General features: G+C 32.8%; 19 protein-coding genes. 1 reads left to right on the top strand and 18 read right to left on the bottom strand.

Annotated elements, in window-relative coordinates:
- Nucleotides 1–165: 165 nt before the first annotated feature.
- The 3 genes from K1X16_RS12545 to K1X16_RS12555 form a co-directional block, all read right to left on the bottom strand.
- Nucleotides 166–579, bottom strand: coding sequence for a hypothetical protein (locus tag K1X16_RS12545; protein ID WP_225036599.1), 414 nt, complete (start codon nt 577–579; stop codon nt 166–168).
- 456 nt (nt 580–1035) lie between these two features.
- A complete protein-coding gene (locus K1X16_RS12550; RefSeq protein WP_195872762.1) occupies nt 1036–1383 on the bottom strand; it encodes a hypothetical protein in 348 nt (115 codons plus the stop codon).
- A 166-nt stretch (nt 1384–1549) separates the two neighbouring features.
- Nucleotides 1550–2347, bottom strand: coding sequence for a CPBP family intramembrane glutamic endopeptidase (locus tag K1X16_RS12555; RefSeq protein WP_225036601.1), 798 nt, complete (start codon nt 2345–2347; stop codon nt 1550–1552).
- Nucleotides 2348–2597: 250 nt separating this feature from the next.
- Here K1X16_RS12555 and K1X16_RS12560 point away from each other — a divergent pair, with 250 nt between their 5' ends.
- Nucleotides 2598–2933, top strand: coding sequence for a single-stranded DNA-binding protein (locus tag K1X16_RS12560; protein ID WP_195870981.1), 336 nt, complete (start codon nt 2598–2600; stop codon nt 2931–2933).
- Between the two features lie 78 nt (nt 2934–3011).
- Here K1X16_RS12560 and K1X16_RS12565 read toward each other — a convergent pair whose 3' ends face one another.
- The 15 genes from K1X16_RS12565 to K1X16_RS12635 all read right to left on the bottom strand — a co-directional run bounded on the left by K1X16_RS12565 (nt 3012) and on the right by K1X16_RS12635 (nt 19042).
- Complete coding sequence (locus K1X16_RS12565; RefSeq protein ID WP_195870982.1) at nt 3012–3395, bottom strand: cupredoxin domain-containing protein; 384 nt, start codon at nt 3393–3395, stop codon at nt 3012–3014.
- 30 nt (nt 3396–3425) lie between these two features.
- On the bottom strand, nt 3426–3974 hold the full coding sequence (locus tag K1X16_RS12570; RefSeq protein WP_225036603.1) for a carboxymuconolactone decarboxylase family protein: 549 nt from the start codon (nt 3972–3974) through the stop codon (nt 3426–3428).
- A 144-nt stretch (nt 3975–4118) separates the two neighbouring features.
- Nucleotides 4119–4271, bottom strand: coding sequence for a hypothetical protein (locus tag K1X16_RS12575; protein WP_195870984.1), 153 nt, complete (start codon nt 4269–4271; stop codon nt 4119–4121).
- Nucleotides 4272–4361: 90 nt separating this feature from the next.
- Nucleotides 4362–5204 (bottom strand): helix-turn-helix domain-containing protein, encoded by an 843-nt coding sequence (locus tag K1X16_RS12580; RefSeq protein WP_225036607.1) that lies wholly within the window; start codon nt 5202–5204, stop codon nt 4362–4364.
- Between the two features lie 217 nt (nt 5205–5421).
- Nucleotides 5422–6192, bottom strand: coding sequence for a 3-hydroxybutyrate dehydrogenase (locus K1X16_RS12585; protein ID WP_225036609.1), 771 nt, complete (start codon nt 6190–6192; stop codon nt 5422–5424).
- Nucleotides 6185–6967 (bottom strand): alpha/beta fold hydrolase, encoded by a 783-nt coding sequence (locus K1X16_RS12590; RefSeq protein ID WP_225036610.1) that lies wholly within the window; start codon nt 6965–6967, stop codon nt 6185–6187. Before K1X16_RS12590 ends, K1X16_RS12585 begins: the two co-directional genes overlap by 8 nt.
- A gap of 30 nt (nt 6968–6997) precedes the next feature.
- The gene (locus tag K1X16_RS12595) at nt 6998–9475 is read right to left on the bottom strand and encodes a TonB-dependent receptor (protein WP_225036611.1); all 2478 of its coding nucleotides are present in this window, start codon (nt 9473–9475) and stop codon (nt 6998–7000) included.
- A gap of 165 nt (nt 9476–9640) precedes the next feature.
- Nucleotides 9641–11056: a hypothetical protein gene (locus K1X16_RS12600; protein WP_225036614.1), complete on the bottom strand. Its 1416-nt coding sequence runs from the start codon at nt 11054–11056 to the stop codon at nt 9641–9643.
- Nucleotides 11056–11922, bottom strand: coding sequence for an alpha/beta fold hydrolase (locus tag K1X16_RS12605; RefSeq protein WP_225036616.1), 867 nt, complete (start codon nt 11920–11922; stop codon nt 11056–11058). Before K1X16_RS12605 ends, K1X16_RS12600 begins: the two co-directional genes overlap by 1 nt.
- A 71-nt stretch (nt 11923–11993) precedes the next feature.
- Nucleotides 11994–13499, bottom strand: a complete 1506-nt coding sequence (locus K1X16_RS12610) for a class I adenylate-forming enzyme family protein (protein ID WP_225036618.1) — start codon at nt 13497–13499, stop codon at nt 11994–11996.
- A 344-nt stretch (nt 13500–13843) separates the two neighbouring features.
- Entirely contained in the window at nt 13844–15340 is a 1497-nt protein-coding gene (locus tag K1X16_RS12615) for a sodium/pantothenate symporter (protein WP_225036620.1), read from the bottom strand.
- 187 nt (nt 15341–15527) lie between these two features.
- Entirely contained in the window at nt 15528–16076 is a 549-nt protein-coding gene (locus K1X16_RS12620; RefSeq protein ID WP_225036622.1) for an ASCH domain-containing protein, read from the bottom strand.
- Nucleotides 16077–16541: 465 nt separating this feature from the next.
- Nucleotides 16542–17243 carry a hypothetical protein gene (locus K1X16_RS12625; protein ID WP_225036624.1) on the bottom strand — a complete coding sequence of 234 codons (702 nt, stop codon included), beginning with the start codon at nt 17241–17243 and terminating at the stop codon, nt 16542–16544.
- 305 nt (nt 17244–17548) lie between these two features.
- Complete coding sequence (locus tag K1X16_RS12630; protein ID WP_225036626.1) at nt 17549–18067, bottom strand: ferritin; 519 nt, start codon at nt 18065–18067, stop codon at nt 17549–17551.
- Between the two features lie 72 nt (nt 18068–18139).
- The gene (locus tag K1X16_RS12635; protein ID WP_195870997.1) at nt 18140–19042 is read right to left on the bottom strand and encodes a histone deacetylase; all 903 of its coding nucleotides are present in this window, start codon (nt 19040–19042) and stop codon (nt 18140–18142) included.
- Nucleotides 19043–19063 lie beyond the last annotated feature (21 nt).

Here is a 19063-nt window from a genome sequence, read left to right on the forward strand (position 1 = left end):
AATCAAAATTACATACGAGCTGTTTTGCATTAAAGTTAATAAATAAAAACGGAATCTAAATATGATAAACGTGCATCCTAATCGTTGTTAACGATATGTAATTATGAATGGCTGCATATTATTCTATTTTAAAACTGGTCTAAGATGGTGAAAATCTAATATCGTTTACTTGGTTTTTATTTTTGCAATCGGCTTTATTTTCCAAATAATCCAATTCGTAAATCCTAAAACTGTCAGCATAATAATCCAGTTCAGTATCTTTTCGAAAGTCCAGAATGCTCTTGGTAAATAATCTCTCTGTATATCAATTAAAATATCTGTTACTACTATGTTCCAGATGATCCATAAACTATAAAGACTTACGTATACGATTAGAATGTTCCAAAGGGTTTTGTTATTAAAAATCAGTTGTCCAATGAGTAGCAGTGCAGGTATGATTACTTGCCATAAATAAATTCCAAAAACAGATGCATTGAAAATAAAGCTCAAATCATTAACCCAAATGAAGATCCATAAAATGAGTCCAATGCCATAGATTAGTCTTTGGACTTTATCAGTTTTTAAATGTTTAGTCAGCATTACTAAAAATCTTTTCAAAAGCATTGTACACAGCATTATGCAATGCATCTCCATGTGTTTTGTCTTCTAAAAACTCATAATACAATTTCGTATTCTGTTTTTAGATTCATAATTTCAAAACCTTTTGTGGTCTTTGAGTACGAAATTATTTCTTTAGTTTTTTCCTTGTCCTGAAGTAGTAATTTATATGTTTTTTCTCCGTGTTTTATGATATTAAGTTTTTCGTCATTATCTTTTTCACTATACCATTCTCCAGTTAATTCAGGATTGATATTTTCATCATTTGGTAAGCTGAATTTTGATTCTAAAGAACAACTAATTACTAAAAATAAAATTACTAAACTTAAAATGTATTTTTTTATAGGTTCTGTGTTTTAATGTTTTACTACGTCTATTGAAAACATAAATATAAACAATATCCCGCAGTATTATTGGGATTAGCCAAGTATGAGTGTTTTATTCTACATAAGCTACATTTTCTCCAATTTTATACCTTAGCCATTTCTTTTCCGATTTAGGTTGTTGAGTTATTGTTCCACCATTGAGATGAACTTTATAACCTCCAATCACAAATATTTCTTTGGTTTTTTTATTTAAAACGATTTTATCTGCATTCTCAAACTCAAACACACTGGTTTTTAGATTCGCATTTCCGATAAGAGTAATTGTTTCATTTTCAGGATTCTGTTTTACCATTTCATCACAAGAGTAAGTCAATTCATTTTCAGGGTTAACTTGGTTTTGAGAATAGCAATTCATTCCAATGGCTAAAATCAGACTAGCAGTAACAAATAATCTCTTCATATTTTTTTATTTTATTGTTTAAATTGTTTTTTTGAGTTCGTAGCTCATATTACATACAACGTTTTTGTGTATGGTTAGTTGCGTGGTTAAGCAACTAAGTTAACAAACTTTTACGAACCTGTGAATATTCCGCAGGAATATTCGCAAGTAGGGAAGAACCTAGCAATTAATTATACACGGTGTTAGCTGTAGTAATTTTTTTCATTCCGATTATTGTAATAATAATTCCAACTCCAAATGATAGCCAATAATAAATGTCAAAATTATAACCAATCAGCCAATTGTCATAAGAGGTTTCAATATTGTTTGTCGTAACTATAATTAAGTTTACAATGAAATGAAGCATTATACAATAACCGATTTTTTTAGTATTCAAATATATTATTCCGAGTATAATTCCGCTTATGAAAGTCGGTATTAAATTATTAAGTGTTTCGATATGTATTATTGAAAAGCAAATACTTGAAATAATTATCGCTAAAACCGGTTTATTCATTTCTAACAATTTATCTAATAAAAATTTTCGATAAAATAGTTCCTCAACTATTGGTGCAATTAATAGTGTGGAAATCAGATTGTAGAATAAAGCAATATTATTGTTAGAACTAACAAAGTTATCATTTGTAGAAATTCCTTGATAATATTCCATTATTTTATTGAAATCCCAAAAAGGTTTGTTTATTAATAACAAACCAATTCCAATTAGAGGTAAATACAAATATATTCGAGGATTGTAATTCGTAACTTTAAGAGCTTTTTTAAAATCAAAATTTGGTTTCCAAAAGAAATAATAAATGAGTAAAAATGCTCCAACAACAGATACAATTTTAGTTATTCCAAATATATGAGTGAAATCATCTGGTGTTCCAATCAAATATTTAATCGGAAGAAGTATTGCGAGTTGAATTGTTGTCCAAAATACAAATGCTAAAATGGTATATAAAAATGCTTTAATTATACTCATTATTTTTCTTGGGAACGATTCGGTTTTTATTACAGCTAACTCTCAAATATAAGCATATATCCGTTATATTTTTAAAACAGAACAAAGCCTATAATAACTTACCACTAGCTATTTTCAAACGACAACAAACGTTTACAAACGAATGTAAGCTGTTAACTACCGGATATTATTTGGAAGCTGCTTCATCTTTGCCATGTCGAAACATAAGAACTCGATAGTATTAACTGTTTAACCATTAAATTTAGAAATTATGAACACACTTAAAAACAAAGTACAGTTGATTGGTAACTTAGGACAAGACCCAGAAATCACCAATTTTGAATCCGGTAAAATCTTAGCAAAATTCTCTATCGCTACAAACGAAAGTTATAAAAATGCGCAAGGCGAAAAGATTACAGATACACAATGGCACAATGTAGTTGCTTGGGGAAAAACAGCTCAGGTTGTAGAAAAGTATATTACTAAAGGCAAAGAAGTAGCCATAGAAGGGAAGCTTACTTCAAGATCTTGGGAAGATAAAGATGGTATGAAGCGTTACATTACGGAAGTCGTTTGTAGCGAACTTTTAATGCTTGGAAATAAATAGTATCTATTTAAAAATAAAACTAAAAAGAGCAACCCACAAGGTTGCTCTTTTCTATATACTACATTGTGAGGTTGTCATTTACTCCACTACTAACGTGTATTGTGGTGTTGGGTTTAAAGGACAGAAATATACATATTCTCCTTTTGATAATGTTGTAACATTACTAGATTCCGAAGTGTTATTTTCTACAGCTTTAGTCACATAAGCCGTTTGAATATGGTTTTCTGGTTTAGACACATCCGCTCCTTTAGGGACTAATACAAAACCAACTTGGTGACCAACATTCTTATTAGCAATTTCAAAAATGTAATCTCCTTCTGTTAAGGTTAGCGATTTCTGAGTAAATGCACCTGTGGTTTGTTCTAAAGACACTGTGGTGGCTTTAGGTTTCATTTTGTCTTGTGCAGTTCCTGTTAATGTAAAGGTTAATGCGAGTGCGATAAATGCGATTATTTTTTTCATCTTTTTAAATTTTGTGGGTTGTTTTTTAAATTATATAGTTTCTAATTCTAAAGGTTGTGCTACTGGGAAATCTACAGGAACTTGCGTGGTGCTATGTACATAATTAGAAATAGTTTTGTCACCAACTAATGCAATAGTGTCTATTAAGTTGCCTTTGGTGTAGCCAGCATTAAAAAAGTTTTTTAAAATTGTTTCGTCTGTTTTGCCTCTATTCTCAGTAATGTTTTTAGCTAATTTTGCTAAAGCGTCAAATTTGTCATTTACAGTAGAATATCCAGCTCTTAACTCTAATATTTGTTGGTCTGTAAAGCCGTTCATTTTTCCGATGGCAGTGTGTGCCGAAAGACAATAAATGCAATCGTTTACTTCACTAACAGCAAGATTTACAACTTCTTTCTCTTTAGCAGATAAGGATGTTTTTGCGTTAGCAAAGTTGAGGTAGTTTTCTAATGCCGTATCACTATGTGCATAGGTGGCATATAAGTTTGGAACAAATCCTAAAGCTTTGTTGAGATTATCGAAAATAGCTTGGTTGTTTGTGCTTACGTCTTCTCTTGAAGGAACATTAAATGTATTCATAATTTTAATTTTTTATCCTGAAATGTATTCAGGTGTTATTCGTATTTATTTTGATTTTTTTGTTGGTACAAAGTTGAGATATAATTCTGCTGCAAAGAATGAATGTAATTCCTTTTAGCATGTCATTTTTTCCCGCTGTGTGATTTAGCTTATATATGGCTTTTCGGCATCACAGTAATAATCATGAATATGATATTGATCACAATGCATTTCTGTATTAATGGTGTGCGCTATTTTCTTTGGACTGTTTGCGAATATCTCTATGAGATTGAATATGGATTTGATTTTTAATTTCATCTTGTTATTGTTTTAATATTACAATGCAAAGATGCGATGGAAGTGGGTGTGATAAAATGAAGAAATTGCCCTTGGGCTTGTCAATTTTTCCTAACTAGAAGTTTTTAAGCGTTTTTTATAGTCTGAAGGTGACATTGAGGTTGCTTTTTTGAACAAACGACTTAAGTGAGAGGCGTCTTCAAAACCAATATCATAAGCAATTTCTTTTGCTGTTTTATCGGTGTAGACTAATTGACGTTGTGTTTCTAATACAATACGGTTGTGTATGATTTGTAATGGGCTTCTGTTTAGTTTGGCAAAATTATTAGATAGGGTTTTGGGTGATCTAAATAATTTTTCAGCATAAAACGCTACACTGTGTTCTGTTTTAAAATGTTGTTCTACTAAAAAATTAAATTCGCGAAGTAAATCTATTTTAGCGCTTTTTGGAGCATCGGAAATGCCTTCTTTGGCTTTTAGTAAACGGGTGCTTTTTATAATAAATCGAGCCATTAACATACGAAGCATTTCGGCTTGTATGTTGTCTTCGGTTTCCAATTCGTCTATAAAAACGTCATGAAGCGTTTCAAACTTTAGTTGCTCAATGCTATTTAAATGAATAACAGGAATATTAGTGTTACCAAAAAAGAGAATACCTACACAGCTCACTTCTTGATCGTGATCTTTAATGCAGTAAAATTCGCTATTAAATTGATAGGTGATCACATCATTTCCTCCGTTATATTGAAGATACTGAATAGGTGTTAACGCTAAGATACTATGCGGAGGAATTGTAAATGGTACATTGTCTATAGTTAAATCTACGGCTTCAGATTTTGCCCAAATAAAAGTGTATAACTCACATTGTTTCGCTGTTTTAAAGGCATGCAAATCAGTTTCATTTCCAATATTGAAAATGGCATTTGTAGAAAATTCTTTAAAAGTATGCGTCATAACCACTAAGTCTGATTAGTGGGTTTAAAATTACAAAAAAAGACATTTAGTTACGTGTTGGTTTGATTTGTAATAAAAAAGGCATCAGATTTTTTAGACTAACACTTAAACGTTTTCTGATGCCTAATTTTAAATAAAGTATGATTTTATAAATAGCAGATTTTTAAAAAACACATACAGTAACTCTAAATTCTTTTTTGACTTAACAACTAACAACTCACTGCGCACTCCAACCTCCATCTAAAACAAAAGAAGTTCCTGTGATGGTTGTAGAGCTGTCTTTAGCTAATAATAGTGCCATATTTGCAATAGCTTCTAGTGGCACAAACTGTTTTACAGCTTGTTTTTTTAGCATTACTTTTTCTACCACCTCGTCTTCTGTCATGTTATGTGCTTTGGCTTGGTCTTTTATTTGTCCTTGTACCAAAGGTGTTTTTACATAACCAGGACAAATTGCATTACAGGTAATATTAAATTCAGCTCCTTCTAAAGCCAACACTTTTGTCATGCCTATAACTCCATGTTTTGCGGTAACGTATGCTGATTTAAATTCTGAAGCTCTAATACCATGAACGGATGATACATTGATTATTCGTCCAAATTTCTGTTTTTTCATTTGTTTCCAAACGGCTTTTGACGCGTAAAAAACAGCATTCATGTTAATTGCGATTATATTTTCGTATTTGTTATTTGGAAAATCTTCAATAGGTGACACAAACTGAATACCTGCATTATTAACTAAAACGTGTAAACTTCCAAAGGTGTCTATTGTTTCGTTGACTAAATTTTCTATGGCTTCGGATTGTAATAAATTAGCATTAGAAAAACCGACTTTAATATGATGTTTTTTTCCGACTTCATTGGCAATATCTTGTCCATTAGTTTCTAAACCATGAAACATAATATTATAACCTTCTTTAGCAAACTGATGTGCAATTCCTAAACCAATGCCACTTGTACTTCCTGTAATAAGAACCGTTTTACTCATGATTTAAAAATTTTTGAAGTTCTAAATTGAAAGCATCGGGTTGGTCTATAACAACACCATGTCTCGAATTTTTAATGACAACTAAGGTGGCGTTTTGCAACTTGTTTACGTAGTCTTCCTTAAAGGAAACAGGTGTGTAATCCATATCTGAACCAACCACTAAAGTTCTGGTTTTTATATTGTGAATCTGATCTCCTAAACCCCATTCCATTAGTGTTGTAAATGATTTGGAGTAGGCGTTGTAGTCGTTGTTTTTACAGCGTACTTCAAATTCATGTCGCAAATCTACTTGATGGTCTTCTGGAAACATATTATAGGAAATCTCTTTTGATAAGGCTTCTAACCCTTTGGTCTCCAAAAATTCGGTTCGGTTCTTTAAAAGATCTTCTCCTATTTTGCCCATATCATTAAAATCTGGACCAGAATTTACAATGACTAGGTGGTCTAGATATTCTGGGTGTTTAGCTGCCATTTCAAAAGCCACAGCTCCTCCCATTGAAAAGCCTATAACCGTTGCTTTTTTAATATTGAGCTCATCCAGAAGTTGCTTTACATCTTCCGTCATTAGTTCAACACTATACGCATCTTGTGGTTTTGTAGAATTTCCATGACCTCTTAAATCTACCGTAATAACGCGATGTGTTTTAGAAAAGAAAGGGACTTGTGCGTCCCAATCTTTTTTTGTGGATCCTAAGCCATGAAGAAACAAAAGGACATTCCCTGTTCCATGATCTTCGTAATCAAGTTCTATGTTGTTAACTTGTTTTTTAAACATGTTTAAGAAACTTAGTTTAGGGTGTTTATTTTATTTTTGTTTTAAGCTAAATTGATACTTCAATTCAAAAGAAACTAAGGTTTCAATAGCTGGCGATGCTACAAACTCCCTAACCTCTGAGTTAAGTAAATTGGTAACACTAAGTCCCATTGATAATTGGTCTGTTACATTATAACCTGCATTAGCATCTATGGTAAAGCCACCTAATTGTCCGTAGTTCCAAGTTCTTCCAACTCTTGCGTTTTCTACTATTTCGTTAACACCATCTCCATCTTGATCTTGTGTTTCGGCAGCTACATGTATACCTGAGAAGAAATCATACTTTTCAACATAGCGTCCGTAAATGGCTCCGTAGAATTTTCCTTTATTGTAGTGAAATCCAACGCTGAATTTGTTGTTTGGTGTGTTAATTGGTAATTCGCTTTCTAATACTTGTCCATCTAAATTTCCGTCATTGGCAAGATCATCTGTATCTAAATTACGTCCGAAGTATGAATAATTAACAGACGTTCTAAAGCTGTCTGAGAAATAATAATTTAAGCCAACATCAAAACCATAAGTATCTACATGACCAAAGTTTAAATACGATAAAATAAATGATCCGTCAGAACCTTCAACAACCTCTCCGATTGGTGTATCTCCAACATGTGTTACATTGTTACCATTAGCAGCATCTGAAACCGTAACTAAAGGGCTAATAAAATTATCGGATTGGTTGTAATACCCATTGACATCAATAAATAATTTTTCAGATAACTGACCTTTGTAGCCTATTTCATAAGAATTGATGGTTTCAACATCTAATTTTGGGATTTTTGTACCATCCGTTAATGTAAAGCCTTCACCATTACCTATTACTAAGCCTCCAAATAAGTTTCCTTTAAGGTTTAAGATTGAAGGTACAGCAATACCTTTTCCGTAAGTCACTCTAAAGGTGCCGCTGTTTACTTTTTTTGTGATGGCTAATTTTGGAATAAAGTTAGAGCCGTATAAATCGTGATTATCATAGCGTCCTCCGAATAAAAATCCCCATCCAGAATCTTCTAATTTATACTCTAATTGTGTGTAAATTCCTGTTTGTGCTAAATCAATTCCGCCTTCGTCTAAAAGGTATGTTCCTTTAGAATCTGCCATGTCTAATTGGTATTGTGCTCCTAAGGTCACATAGAAATCATTCCAATTATTGTTGTATTGTGCTTCTGCGTTAAAACGTTGTGAGTCATCCTTAAAAACGGCTCCACGTTGTAATGGAATTCCGTCACCTGGATTAGGTCCAAATTGGAACCATTGTTCTGTGAATGAGCGCTCACGAGCCTCTTCTTCAGAAAACCCATTTTCTATAAATGATACATAGTTTTGTGTTCGTTGATTCATGGCATATGTATCTTCAGTTTTACTCCATGTATAATACGCATTAGCAAAAACGTTTTTAGATACAAATTTTAATTGTGCCACATCAATAGTCCAATCTTTAATTTGGTTTCTACCAGCACTTGTAACGCCAATATTATTATTGTTACTATGGCCATAATATCCAATAAGCTCAGACCCTTTTGTTGGCTTGTAGTATAAGGATGCTCCATATTTTGAAGATTCAAAATCACGATCTAAATCCAATTCCTTGTAGGCTGTTGTACCCACATATACACTATCTGCATAGTTAAATTCTTTTCCTTGAGAATGTTCAAAATGAAACTTATATGCAAACTTATCGTTTACCGCTTCAGCATGTCTTAATCGTGTTGTAAATACGCTTTGGTTACCAACACCTAAGGCGACTGTAGTACCTTCAGATTGTCTTGGATTTTTTGTAATTGTACTGACTAAACCGTTGTGTGCGTTTGGTCCGTAAAGTGTTCCGTTAGGTCCTAATAGTATTTCAACGCGTGCAACATCGTCTTTAGTTACAGTAGAGAAGGTTCCTAAAGGTAAACCAGTTGCAATTAAAGTCGATAATCTATCATCAGTAACTTGTAAGTTTTTGGCATTAAAAGCTGAGTTGAATCCTCTAATATTAATACCTGTACCTAAAACTCCAGTTCTTACAAAATCTACACCTTTTTGGCGCGACGCTAATTCTCCAATATTAAAACTTGGAAATTCTTCTATGTCTTTTGACGTTATAACGTTTACGGTTGCGGGTACGTCTGTTATTTTTTGAGGTTTTTTGTTTGCTGTAATCACCACTTCATTTAAAATACTATCAGTTTCGCTAAGTGTTGTATTTAAAGTTGTTGATGCACCTGCAGTTACCGTAATGCTTTCCGTAGACGTTGCAAAACCTACATAAGATACAGAAACAACGTAGTTGCCAGCAGCAATGTCGTCTAGCATAAACTTACCGTCGTAGTCGGTTACTGTTCCTTTGTCTAAAGCTTTAATGTAAACGGTTGCACCAGATAAAGGTGTACCACTTGCTTCTTTAATTATTCCTGATATACTACCACTATCTTGTGCGGCAATAGTAAAAGTACTAATGAGAGTTAGTAAAAAAAATAGTTTTTTCATAATATTAGACAATTGATTAAGTTAGTTTATTAGTTCTTAGGGCAATCTATTATGAAATTGAAAATAAATACTAATGAAAGTCGAAGCATTTGTGTGTGACTTTTTCTTTTTAATACAAAATAGGACAGTCCAATCGCTTAAAAGTACTGTTTTTATTACGATTAACTAGATATGCGACTTTAGCTCTAAAAAAGCTTCAGGTAAGTTGTTTGAAAGCCTGTCAATGACCTTAATCATCAATTGTTTTTGGTTTTTTGTAGGTTGAATATCCTTGAGAGGTGCTTTAATTTCATCCAATAAACGGTTAGAATTTATATGACCTTCCATATATCTAGACAACGAAATACTCCACGAAATATTAGGGACATAATTATTCTGTTTTTGGCGCTCACTTTCCTTTTCAATGAGGTTGAGTTTTGAAGCCAGTTTTAAAACGTCTTCGTATTTCTCTAAAATAATAAGCACATTAATATAAGATGTAAAAAAGTGATGCCAACGGTGGTTTAGGACTTCGTTTTTATATTGTTTTAAAAAGGTTTTAGCAGTTGCTTCAGCTAATTTATGCTTTTGAAGTTCAGACAACACACGAATGCGATAAGAGCAATAACCAATTTTTTGATGGTAATTATGAGTTTCTTTATATAAATCGTGATGATGCTCTAAGAGAGAAAATGCTTCTTTTGGCTTATGATTTCGTAATAAAATGGCGACCAAATTATTGAGATACATCAGCGCATCGTTATTATTTTGTCTAATGGATAAATAACCGTAAAATTCTGCTTTTTCAAATTCGTCTTGCTTAGAATGTAGTAAAACTCTACTCGCATAATAATTAGATAAAATACGTCTCGAGTACATTTCGCCTTCATTAAAATATAAATCGAGTTGATCAAAAACGACTTTTAACTTTCCGTTTTCATTATAATTGGTGTACATAAAAGCGAGCAAAACAAAAGCTTGATATCTGTTTTTGCCGTCGATATTTTTGTCGTTAAAAACAGCAAGTAACCAATGTTCTAAATGTTTGGTCTCGTTGTTGTTTTTGGTGTATTGATTGGTAATTTCGGTTGTTGCTTTGTATAATTTATCTTTTACAACAATGGCTTCATCATAATGCGGTTTGTATGTTTCTATAAAATCGGCTATGGTTTTATGGTCTTTATAGCGCATTCTAACCAAGAGATACGATTTGTATTCTTTGGCAAGCTCGTATACATTCTGAAAATTATATTCAATGCTTTTATAGGTCGAAATGTAATGTAGAAACTCTTTTTCTTCCTTGGACGTTATGGCATCGGTTAATATTTTTTTGTTTAAAGTCATAATCCAAGCTATCGTAGTATCTACATCGATGCTTGCTAATTTCTTTTCAATCCAATCTTTGATATAGGAATATTTTCGCTTGTTTATTTCGGCATCAAAATCTTCGCGTTTATTTTGAGATAGCGCGTTAGAAATAACACGTGAAATAATACTGCGTTTTTCTACGTCAGTAAATTGATAACGGTCTTCAAGATATTTAGCTTCATTGGGCAGAATGGTTTTGCTAAATGCTGTAAATTTTTTAAGCTTTGTTTTCATTATTCATTCGCAAATTGCTCAATTAAAGCATTGACTTCCGTTGGTTTTTCATATTGTACAAAATGACCAGCGTCTTTTATGAATTCTACCTTTACAGATTTTATGTGCTCTGAAGCTATTTTAGCAACATCTTCGATGCTTAGTTGTGGATTCATATAACGATTAGGAATCAATTGGTCCTTATCTCCAAAAAGTACCAAAGTTGGGTTAGAAATCGTTTCCAAATCCTTAAAAACGGGTTCGTCTAACATACCAGAAATACTATTGACAATCGCTTGGCAATGCGCTTCAAAATCTGATGCTTCTTTTATTCTTTTTCGATCCTTTACCATTTTTGAAACATCGTCTGGTGTTTTATGAAAATTGAGTGCATAATTTTTTTCTATTTGGGCATCTGGCGTGTTAGCAACAGTTGTTGGTGTAAAATACGCTTTCATTAACGTGGCATTGGTGGCATTGAATTGCTCTAAACCAGCTGGTGCCACTAAAATTAATTTTTCAATCCTATCAGGATGCGTTGTTGCAAATTTTATGCTTGCTTGGCCTCCCATAGAATGACCAATGAGAATGATGTTTTTTAACGCTAATTTTTCAATAAATTGGTACAACACGTCAGCAAAAAATGATGGTGTATAATCCGCTTTTGGTTTAGAGGATTTTCCGTAGCCAGGTAAATCTAAAGCAATGCATGTGTAATCCTTTTTTAAGGCTTCAATGTTTTTAGACCAAGCATCAGAATTACTACTCAACCCATGTACAAAGAGTAATGTTTTGTCGCCATCTCCCTCTTTTATATAGCTGATATCTAAACTATCTAACGTTGTGGTAACGGTTTTAAAATCATAATCTGAAAGTAGTTCTTTCATTGGTTGTTTTGTGTTTTGGGAAAATAGAGTAGTGTTAAAAAGGATCATTAGTAGTAGTAAGCCGAGTCGTTTCATTCTTGTGATTTTATGGCGTTAAGATATTTATTTAGTTTCTTTCGCGAGACTTTTCCTAAACTAGTTAAAGGAATGTCATCTAAAATAAAAATGTATTTTGGATGCTTAAAAGCTACGAGATTTTCTGTTAATTCTGTTCGGATTTCTGTAACCGTAAGATCTTTATTTGTTGAGGATACAAAGGCTATGCCACATTCTCCCCATTTTTCATCTTTCACGCTTAAAACAACTGCTTTTTTAATGTGTTTTATGTTTTCAAGATGTGCTTCAATTTCTTGCGGATAAATGTTTTCTCCGCCTGAAATATACATGTCGTTTTTTCGGCCTTTCATATATAAAAAACCTTCTTCATCACTATAAGCAAAATCGCCTGTAAACAGCCAACCCTTTTTAATCTTGGTACTTGTTCTCACTGAATTATTCCAATAACCAGGTGTCACAATATCACCTTTGATGCAGAGTTCTCCAACTTCGTTTGGTTTTACAATTTTACCAGCTTTATTCACAATTTTTATATCTAAATAAAAGTTAGGTTTCCCTATAGAATTTGGTTTCAATTCTGCCATTTTATGATGCAATGACGTAATGCTTGGTCCTGCTTCTGTGAGTCCATAACCTGGTCTTATGTAACTGTTTTTTTTGTTTTTCCAGAAACTGACGAGTTCTGATGGTACTTTTTCACCACCTGAAATAATGTAGCGTAATTTTTTAAGATTGACTTCTTTAAAAACAGCTGTTTTTTGCATCATCAACAACATGGTTGGTAATGCCATAAATAATGTGGTTTTGTTCAGTTCTAGGAGGCATAGTATTTTTTCGGCATCAAATTTTTCTAACATGCCAATATGCGCACCTTTGTGTAATAATGGTGTAACAAAAACATTCCAACCAGAGGTATGATAAGGTGGTAAGGTGTTTATGGTAGAATCTCGAAATGTAATTCCCAATTGCATGGATGTGTTTAGACTATTCCAAAACAACATCTTATTCGTATAAATAACACCTTTTGGTGTGCCTGTGGTTCCTGAGGTATAGAAAATGAATAATGGATTATCTTCTTTAATCTGAAAGGTTTTCTTCGTTGTATAGTTCGCGTTTTGATAATAGGCAGCCAATACTTCAAAAGACGTTACTTTTAAATTTTGAATGGGTAATTGTTCGGCTTTAGTTTTGTGATTACTATTGTAGATGAATAAACTTGGCGTACAATCGACGACGAGCTTAGAAATTTCGTTAATAGATTGCCGATAATTTAATGGCACAATGACCAAACCCATACGTTGACAAGCCACAAAAAGCACCATATAATCTAAACCATGGTCTGCTAAAACGGCAATACGATCGCCTTCTTCGAGGTTGAGTGCTGTGAATTTTTTAATTAACCGATTGGCATAACAATGCAAGTCGCTGTATGTATAACTTTTGTTAGCGTCATACGATGTGAGTGCAATTTTATTAGGCGTGTAATCTGCCCATTTAGCTGTCCAATCTAGTCTGTCCACGGTTATATTGTTTTAATTCATTTCAACATGAGTTGTTAATTTAAATATATGTCATAAATAGGGTAACTTTTTGTCTCAAACTTCAATTCTAATAGTTCATGCTTTACTTTCTGTTGTAATAAAGTGTAAACTAAACGAAGCTAAAAAATGTACCATTAGGTACACTATGTAGGTAAAATTTTAGAAACGTATAATCAGCGTGCCTTTAGGTACGCTATATATTGTACTTAGAGGCACAATTTATACTGTCATTTTCTTTAATTACCTATATCAAGTACCTAACGGCACTTTTTAAAACTCAACTTCAAATTTTTACCAATATGTGTTTGGGTAATGCATATGGGTTAACCTTTGATTTGTACTGTTTTATTGTCCACTTTATAAATAATATAACCTACAACTAAGGATGCCATAATTCCGATGGCTGCGGAAACTCCTGGATTATTAACAGGTTCTTGCATGTATGGTGTAATTCTACCATAGTAAATCCCAAAATGAACCACAATCGCTGTAATACTTGCTGCAAAAACTGACCTTGTCGATACGTTCTTTAAAAACGTGCCAAACAACACAGGAACAAAAGCTGCAGCAAAGTAAGCATAAACACCGTTTTGAGCAAAAATGGCAACACTCACGTCTGGATTTTTAATCTGTTCCCAACTGAGTAAAAAGCTTACAATACCTAAAACTATAATCACCATTTTATTAATGGTTATGGTCTTTTCGGTATACTTATCTTTGAATAATGGGTTAATAATATCGGACGTAATGGTAATGGATAAGGACTGAATTAAACTTTCTAAAGTAGATAGTCCTGCAGAAATCAATCCAACTACAATGACTAAACCAACACCAACTGAAAATTTAGTAACGACGTAAGTTGGTATAATTTCATCCATTCTAAGCTTGTCGCCATTTACCATAAAATCTGGGAAACTGATACGAGCATACAAACCTACAACCACGACTAAAAAGAAGACAATCATAAAGACAATTCCACTAATGAGGTAAGAATTTATTTTACTAGAATCTTTTAATAACAATGATTTTGTGATGATGTGTGGCTGGCAAACAATAGCGACACCAATAACGATTTGTGCTGCAATGATTTCGAAATAATCTCGAAACATAAAACTATCGGTGTTTGTTGGTTTTGTTAGATTTGGGTCAATGGTATTTAATTGGTCAATAAATCCTGTGATTCCATCTGCGAAATACTCATAACCAGAACCGATTAAAATAAGGGCGACAATACACATTATAATCGCCTGGATGGTGTTGGTATATACCATCGAATTGGCACCACCAAACATCATATAACCAAATACAAATGCTGTAATTCCCATGAGAACGTAAAAAGGATCGGCATTTAAGGATTTGGAAATCACCTGTGTTAATCCAACATTAATAAGTACAATAAACGTAATGAGTAAAAGGGCAATAATGCCAAAGAAAAAGGCATATTTTTCACTGTCGTAGCGTTTACCAATCCACTGTGCCATGGTGGTTGCTTTAACCGCATTTCCTTGTTTTACAAAGCCTTTTGTAAACACTATTAATGAAATAAACGCAGCAATAGGTAAAACAATGGCAAAAGAAATAACACCAGAAATTCCATAGAGCGCTATAAACCCTGGATTAATAATAAAGGTGGCGGCACTTGTCATGGAAGCAGCTAAAGATAAACCAACAACCCAAGATGGGAAACCAATGTTACCAACGGCATAATCTTTAATGTTTGTGTTTTTACGAGCGCCTCTAATGACGAAAAATAAGATTACTGTAGCGTAAACTGCTAATAAAATCCACATGTAAGTGACCAACTTGTCTGATGCTATCATTTTAATAAATGTCTTTAGAGACAAATAACAAACTTTAAAAATTTTTAAGGTTTGGTAATTTTGTTTCTAATGGTGTGACTTTTAAATATATTTTTAAATAAATATTGTTATAGTAAATATACAGGTGTATTTGTTAAGTGAGACTTAAAAAGTAATAAAAATGAGGTGAGTGGTTAATAGAATTGAATTATTCTGGCCAGATCGTTTTAAACTGTTCACAAACAATGAGCATGTCTTCTGTTGGCGTATCTCCATTTTGTTCTAAGGTAGTCGCAAAAAAGTCCCAATGTGCTTTTTTCCATTTTTTAAGGGATTCAATGGTTGTACCCATATCTAATTCCGCATATTCTTTCGTTATTTGATTAAAGGGAACGGTATCTACTTTTTTAATTTTAATTATTGCCTTTGCTTTTCCGTTAAAGTCTGTAATAATATGTTTTACACCTGTTTTCGGTAATGCTGCATTAGCGTTTTTATACCAAGTGTATAAACCAGAACCTGCTTGCTTTTTGCTGTTTAAAATCAATTCTGCTAAACGATTTGCATCATCTTCATTGTTATGAAAATACCAAGATTCCGGAAGTTCATCTGTTTGGAATTCGGGATGAGATGCTGTGTAATTTGTCCACATGTCGTAAACAGATTTATCAATTCCATTTTTGGTTTGGCTTTCTGTTTTTGTGTCGCTTTTACAGTTCGTTAAAATTATAAGTAGAATAATGGCAAGGTGTCTCATGGTTTGCAGTTAATTACACCTCATTTTAGAAGGCTTTCTAAGGTACTAAAAAAACAAAAACAGCAACCAAATCTGATTACTGTTTTTCGTGATTAAATCTATTATAGATTTGAAGATTATTTAGAAAGTGACACTTTTATAGGTTAAGCCACTTTTTTAAGCAAATCAAAACAAGGACATTTTTTACAACGTTTGTTTTCCGACTTTTTATATTTCTTACAACACTTTGATTTTACATTATCAAGTGTTTCAATACCAGAAGCCTTAAGCACTTTAATGCGTTCTTTCTTTAACTTCTTATTTTTCTTCTTTTTGCCCATTCTGAGTTTCCTTAGAAAAAGAAATCTTTATATTATGAGGACAAAAATAACTATTTATATTTAATCTAAATAAATTTTAACATTTAGACGCTACTAATAAATGGGTTAGGTGTTTTTGCTAACCTTATTGAGCTATGAATTTAACTTAATTCATTTTAGGGTCAGATCTAAGCACTCCAGAATTGGTGTGTACATTTCCGACCTCAGTAATTACCACTCCTTTTGGCCCTGCCATTTGCCAATGCGGTGATTCGGGCTCAGCTAACGATGCAAAATCTCCTTCGTTGGCTTCAATAATATAATTAGTGGTTGTTTTTCCGTCCCAATGGCTTTGAGGAACTACGACTTGTGGAAATTGATCACGATTGTTTTCTCCGACACCAACGATGTAACTTTTACCGTGTCTAACTAACCAACCTTCCATTTTTACCGGATTGCCTTCTGCTGCGAAATGCATATGCTCTCCTAGCATTTGGCCAGGTAAAAGAAAGATATCCATTAACATGTATTGGTCTTCTTCATTATTAACAAACATTATAGATGCTAATCCTAATTCGGCATAGTTACCTTGATTATAATCGGTAAGCCAAATTTTTTCACGTAGCCCATCGAAAATTGGATAATTATGATATTCAAGCATTTCTATTAATGCGTCTTTTGCTTTTTCTTTTAGAAATTGCCCTTCAGCATCATAGAATTGTTCATTAGTAAATTTTAATTCTTTTTTTATGGGCTCATTAACCTCTTTTGGGGCCTCTGTAGTTTTGTTTTTTTCACTGTTATTAGCGCAACTATTAAAGAGAACGGCAATTGATAAAATGGTTAAGAGGCATAGTTTTTTCATCATAAAAATAGGTTTTAAATTTAAAGTGTATTGTAACATCTTTAAATATAATATAACCATAGATGAATAACTTGTACTTACCTCATTTTATAATACGATTTTGAGTGTCCACATTATTTGGGTTAATTTATTTTTAATCTCTAAAAATATTAAGTAAAATAAGATCTTATCAATAATAGCTGATTAGGGTGTAATCAACTAAAATGAGCCCTTATGAATTTTGTGAAATATATAAATTTTGAATGCAGTAGATACTATGTTTCACTAAAGCTGTATCTTATATAATCGTGATATAAGTTAAGGTGCACTTAAGCTCCTGGAGTATCTGCTGCTGAGTTTACTGTAAGTTGTTGTATATCTCTATCAAATAAATATAAGCCACCTTTGTCATCTCCAATCATCTTCACCTTGTCTAGGATTGTTCTAGCTATGGCTTCTTCTTCAATTTGTTCTGCAACATACCATTGCAAAAAGTTGTGTGTCGCATAATCTTTTTCTTGTAAGGAGATATGAACCAATTCGTTAATGCTTTCAGACACAAAAATTTCGTGTTCTAGAAGTTTTTCAAACATCTCTTTGTATGATTTATGCTTTACGTTTGGTGCGTTTAATTCAGAAATAAAAGCTTGTCCACCACGTTCGTTAATGAACTTTACGAGTTTTAGCATGTGTTCGCGCTCTTCGTCTGATTGGCTGTACATAAAACTAGAGATACCTTCCAAACCTTTTACTTCTGCCCAAATGGCCATAGCTAAATAAATTTGCGAAGACTCAGCTTCTATTCTAACTTGTTTGTTTAATGCGGATTCTATAGATTTTGATAGCATATTTTTAGTGTTTTATACAAATATAGGGATAGTTAAATCAGATATAAAGTTTTTACTTAATTGAGAATGACTCTAAAAGAAAATGTCTTGCGCTAGTCTAAACGTATTTGAATGTGCATTTACTATAGTTTTTATATCAGGTGAATAACCTCCTCCCATGCTACACATTACAGGGATTTTGTTGCGTTTACATTGCTCTAAAACAAACTGGTCTCTGGCTTTACAGCCTTCAATTGTTAAACCGAGTTTTCCTAATTTGTCGGTTTTTATGACATCTACACCGCATAAATAGTAAATAAAATCGGGTTGTTGTTCAGCAATAAGTTTTGGTAATGTATGCTTTAATAGGTTGAGGTATGTCGTATCATCTGCGTTATTATCTAGTGCAATATCTAAATCACTTTGCTCTTTTTTAAAAGGATAATTACTTTTTCCGTGCATTGAAAATGTAAAAACGGAAGTGTCTTTTTGAAATATTTGAGCTGTTCCATTGCCTTGATGTACGTCTAAATCAACGATTAGAATTTTTTTAGCTAATCCTTTTTTTTGAAGATATCGTGCAGCTATCGCTTGGTCATTTAACATACAAAAGGCTTCGCCACGATTAGTAAATGCATGATGCGTACCACCTGCAATATTCATAGCAATGCCATGTTGTAATGCAAATTCGCTGGCTTTAATAGTACCGTCGACTATAATTATTTCGCGTTCAACCAAAACTTCATTAAGTGGAAAACCTATTTTTCGAGCAGCACGTTGGTTTAAAGTTATATTTAGTAAATCATAAAAATATTCAGGATCGTGAACAGCAAGAATATGCTTGTCATTAGGTTTTTCTGGTTCAAAAAAATTAGTGCTGTCGCAAGTGCCTTCATGCAACAATTGCTGCGGTAATAATTCATATTTTTCCATCGGAAACCGATGTCCTTGCGGTAAACTGTGTTTATATATGGGATGGAAAGCGATTTTTAGCATTTATAGCATAAGCGTTTTATA

The organism is Winogradskyella sp. SM1960 (genome assembly GCF_020179375.1).
In the GTDB taxonomy this organism is placed as follows: Bacteria; Bacteroidota; Bacteroidia; order Flavobacteriales; family Flavobacteriaceae; genus Winogradskyella; species Winogradskyella marina.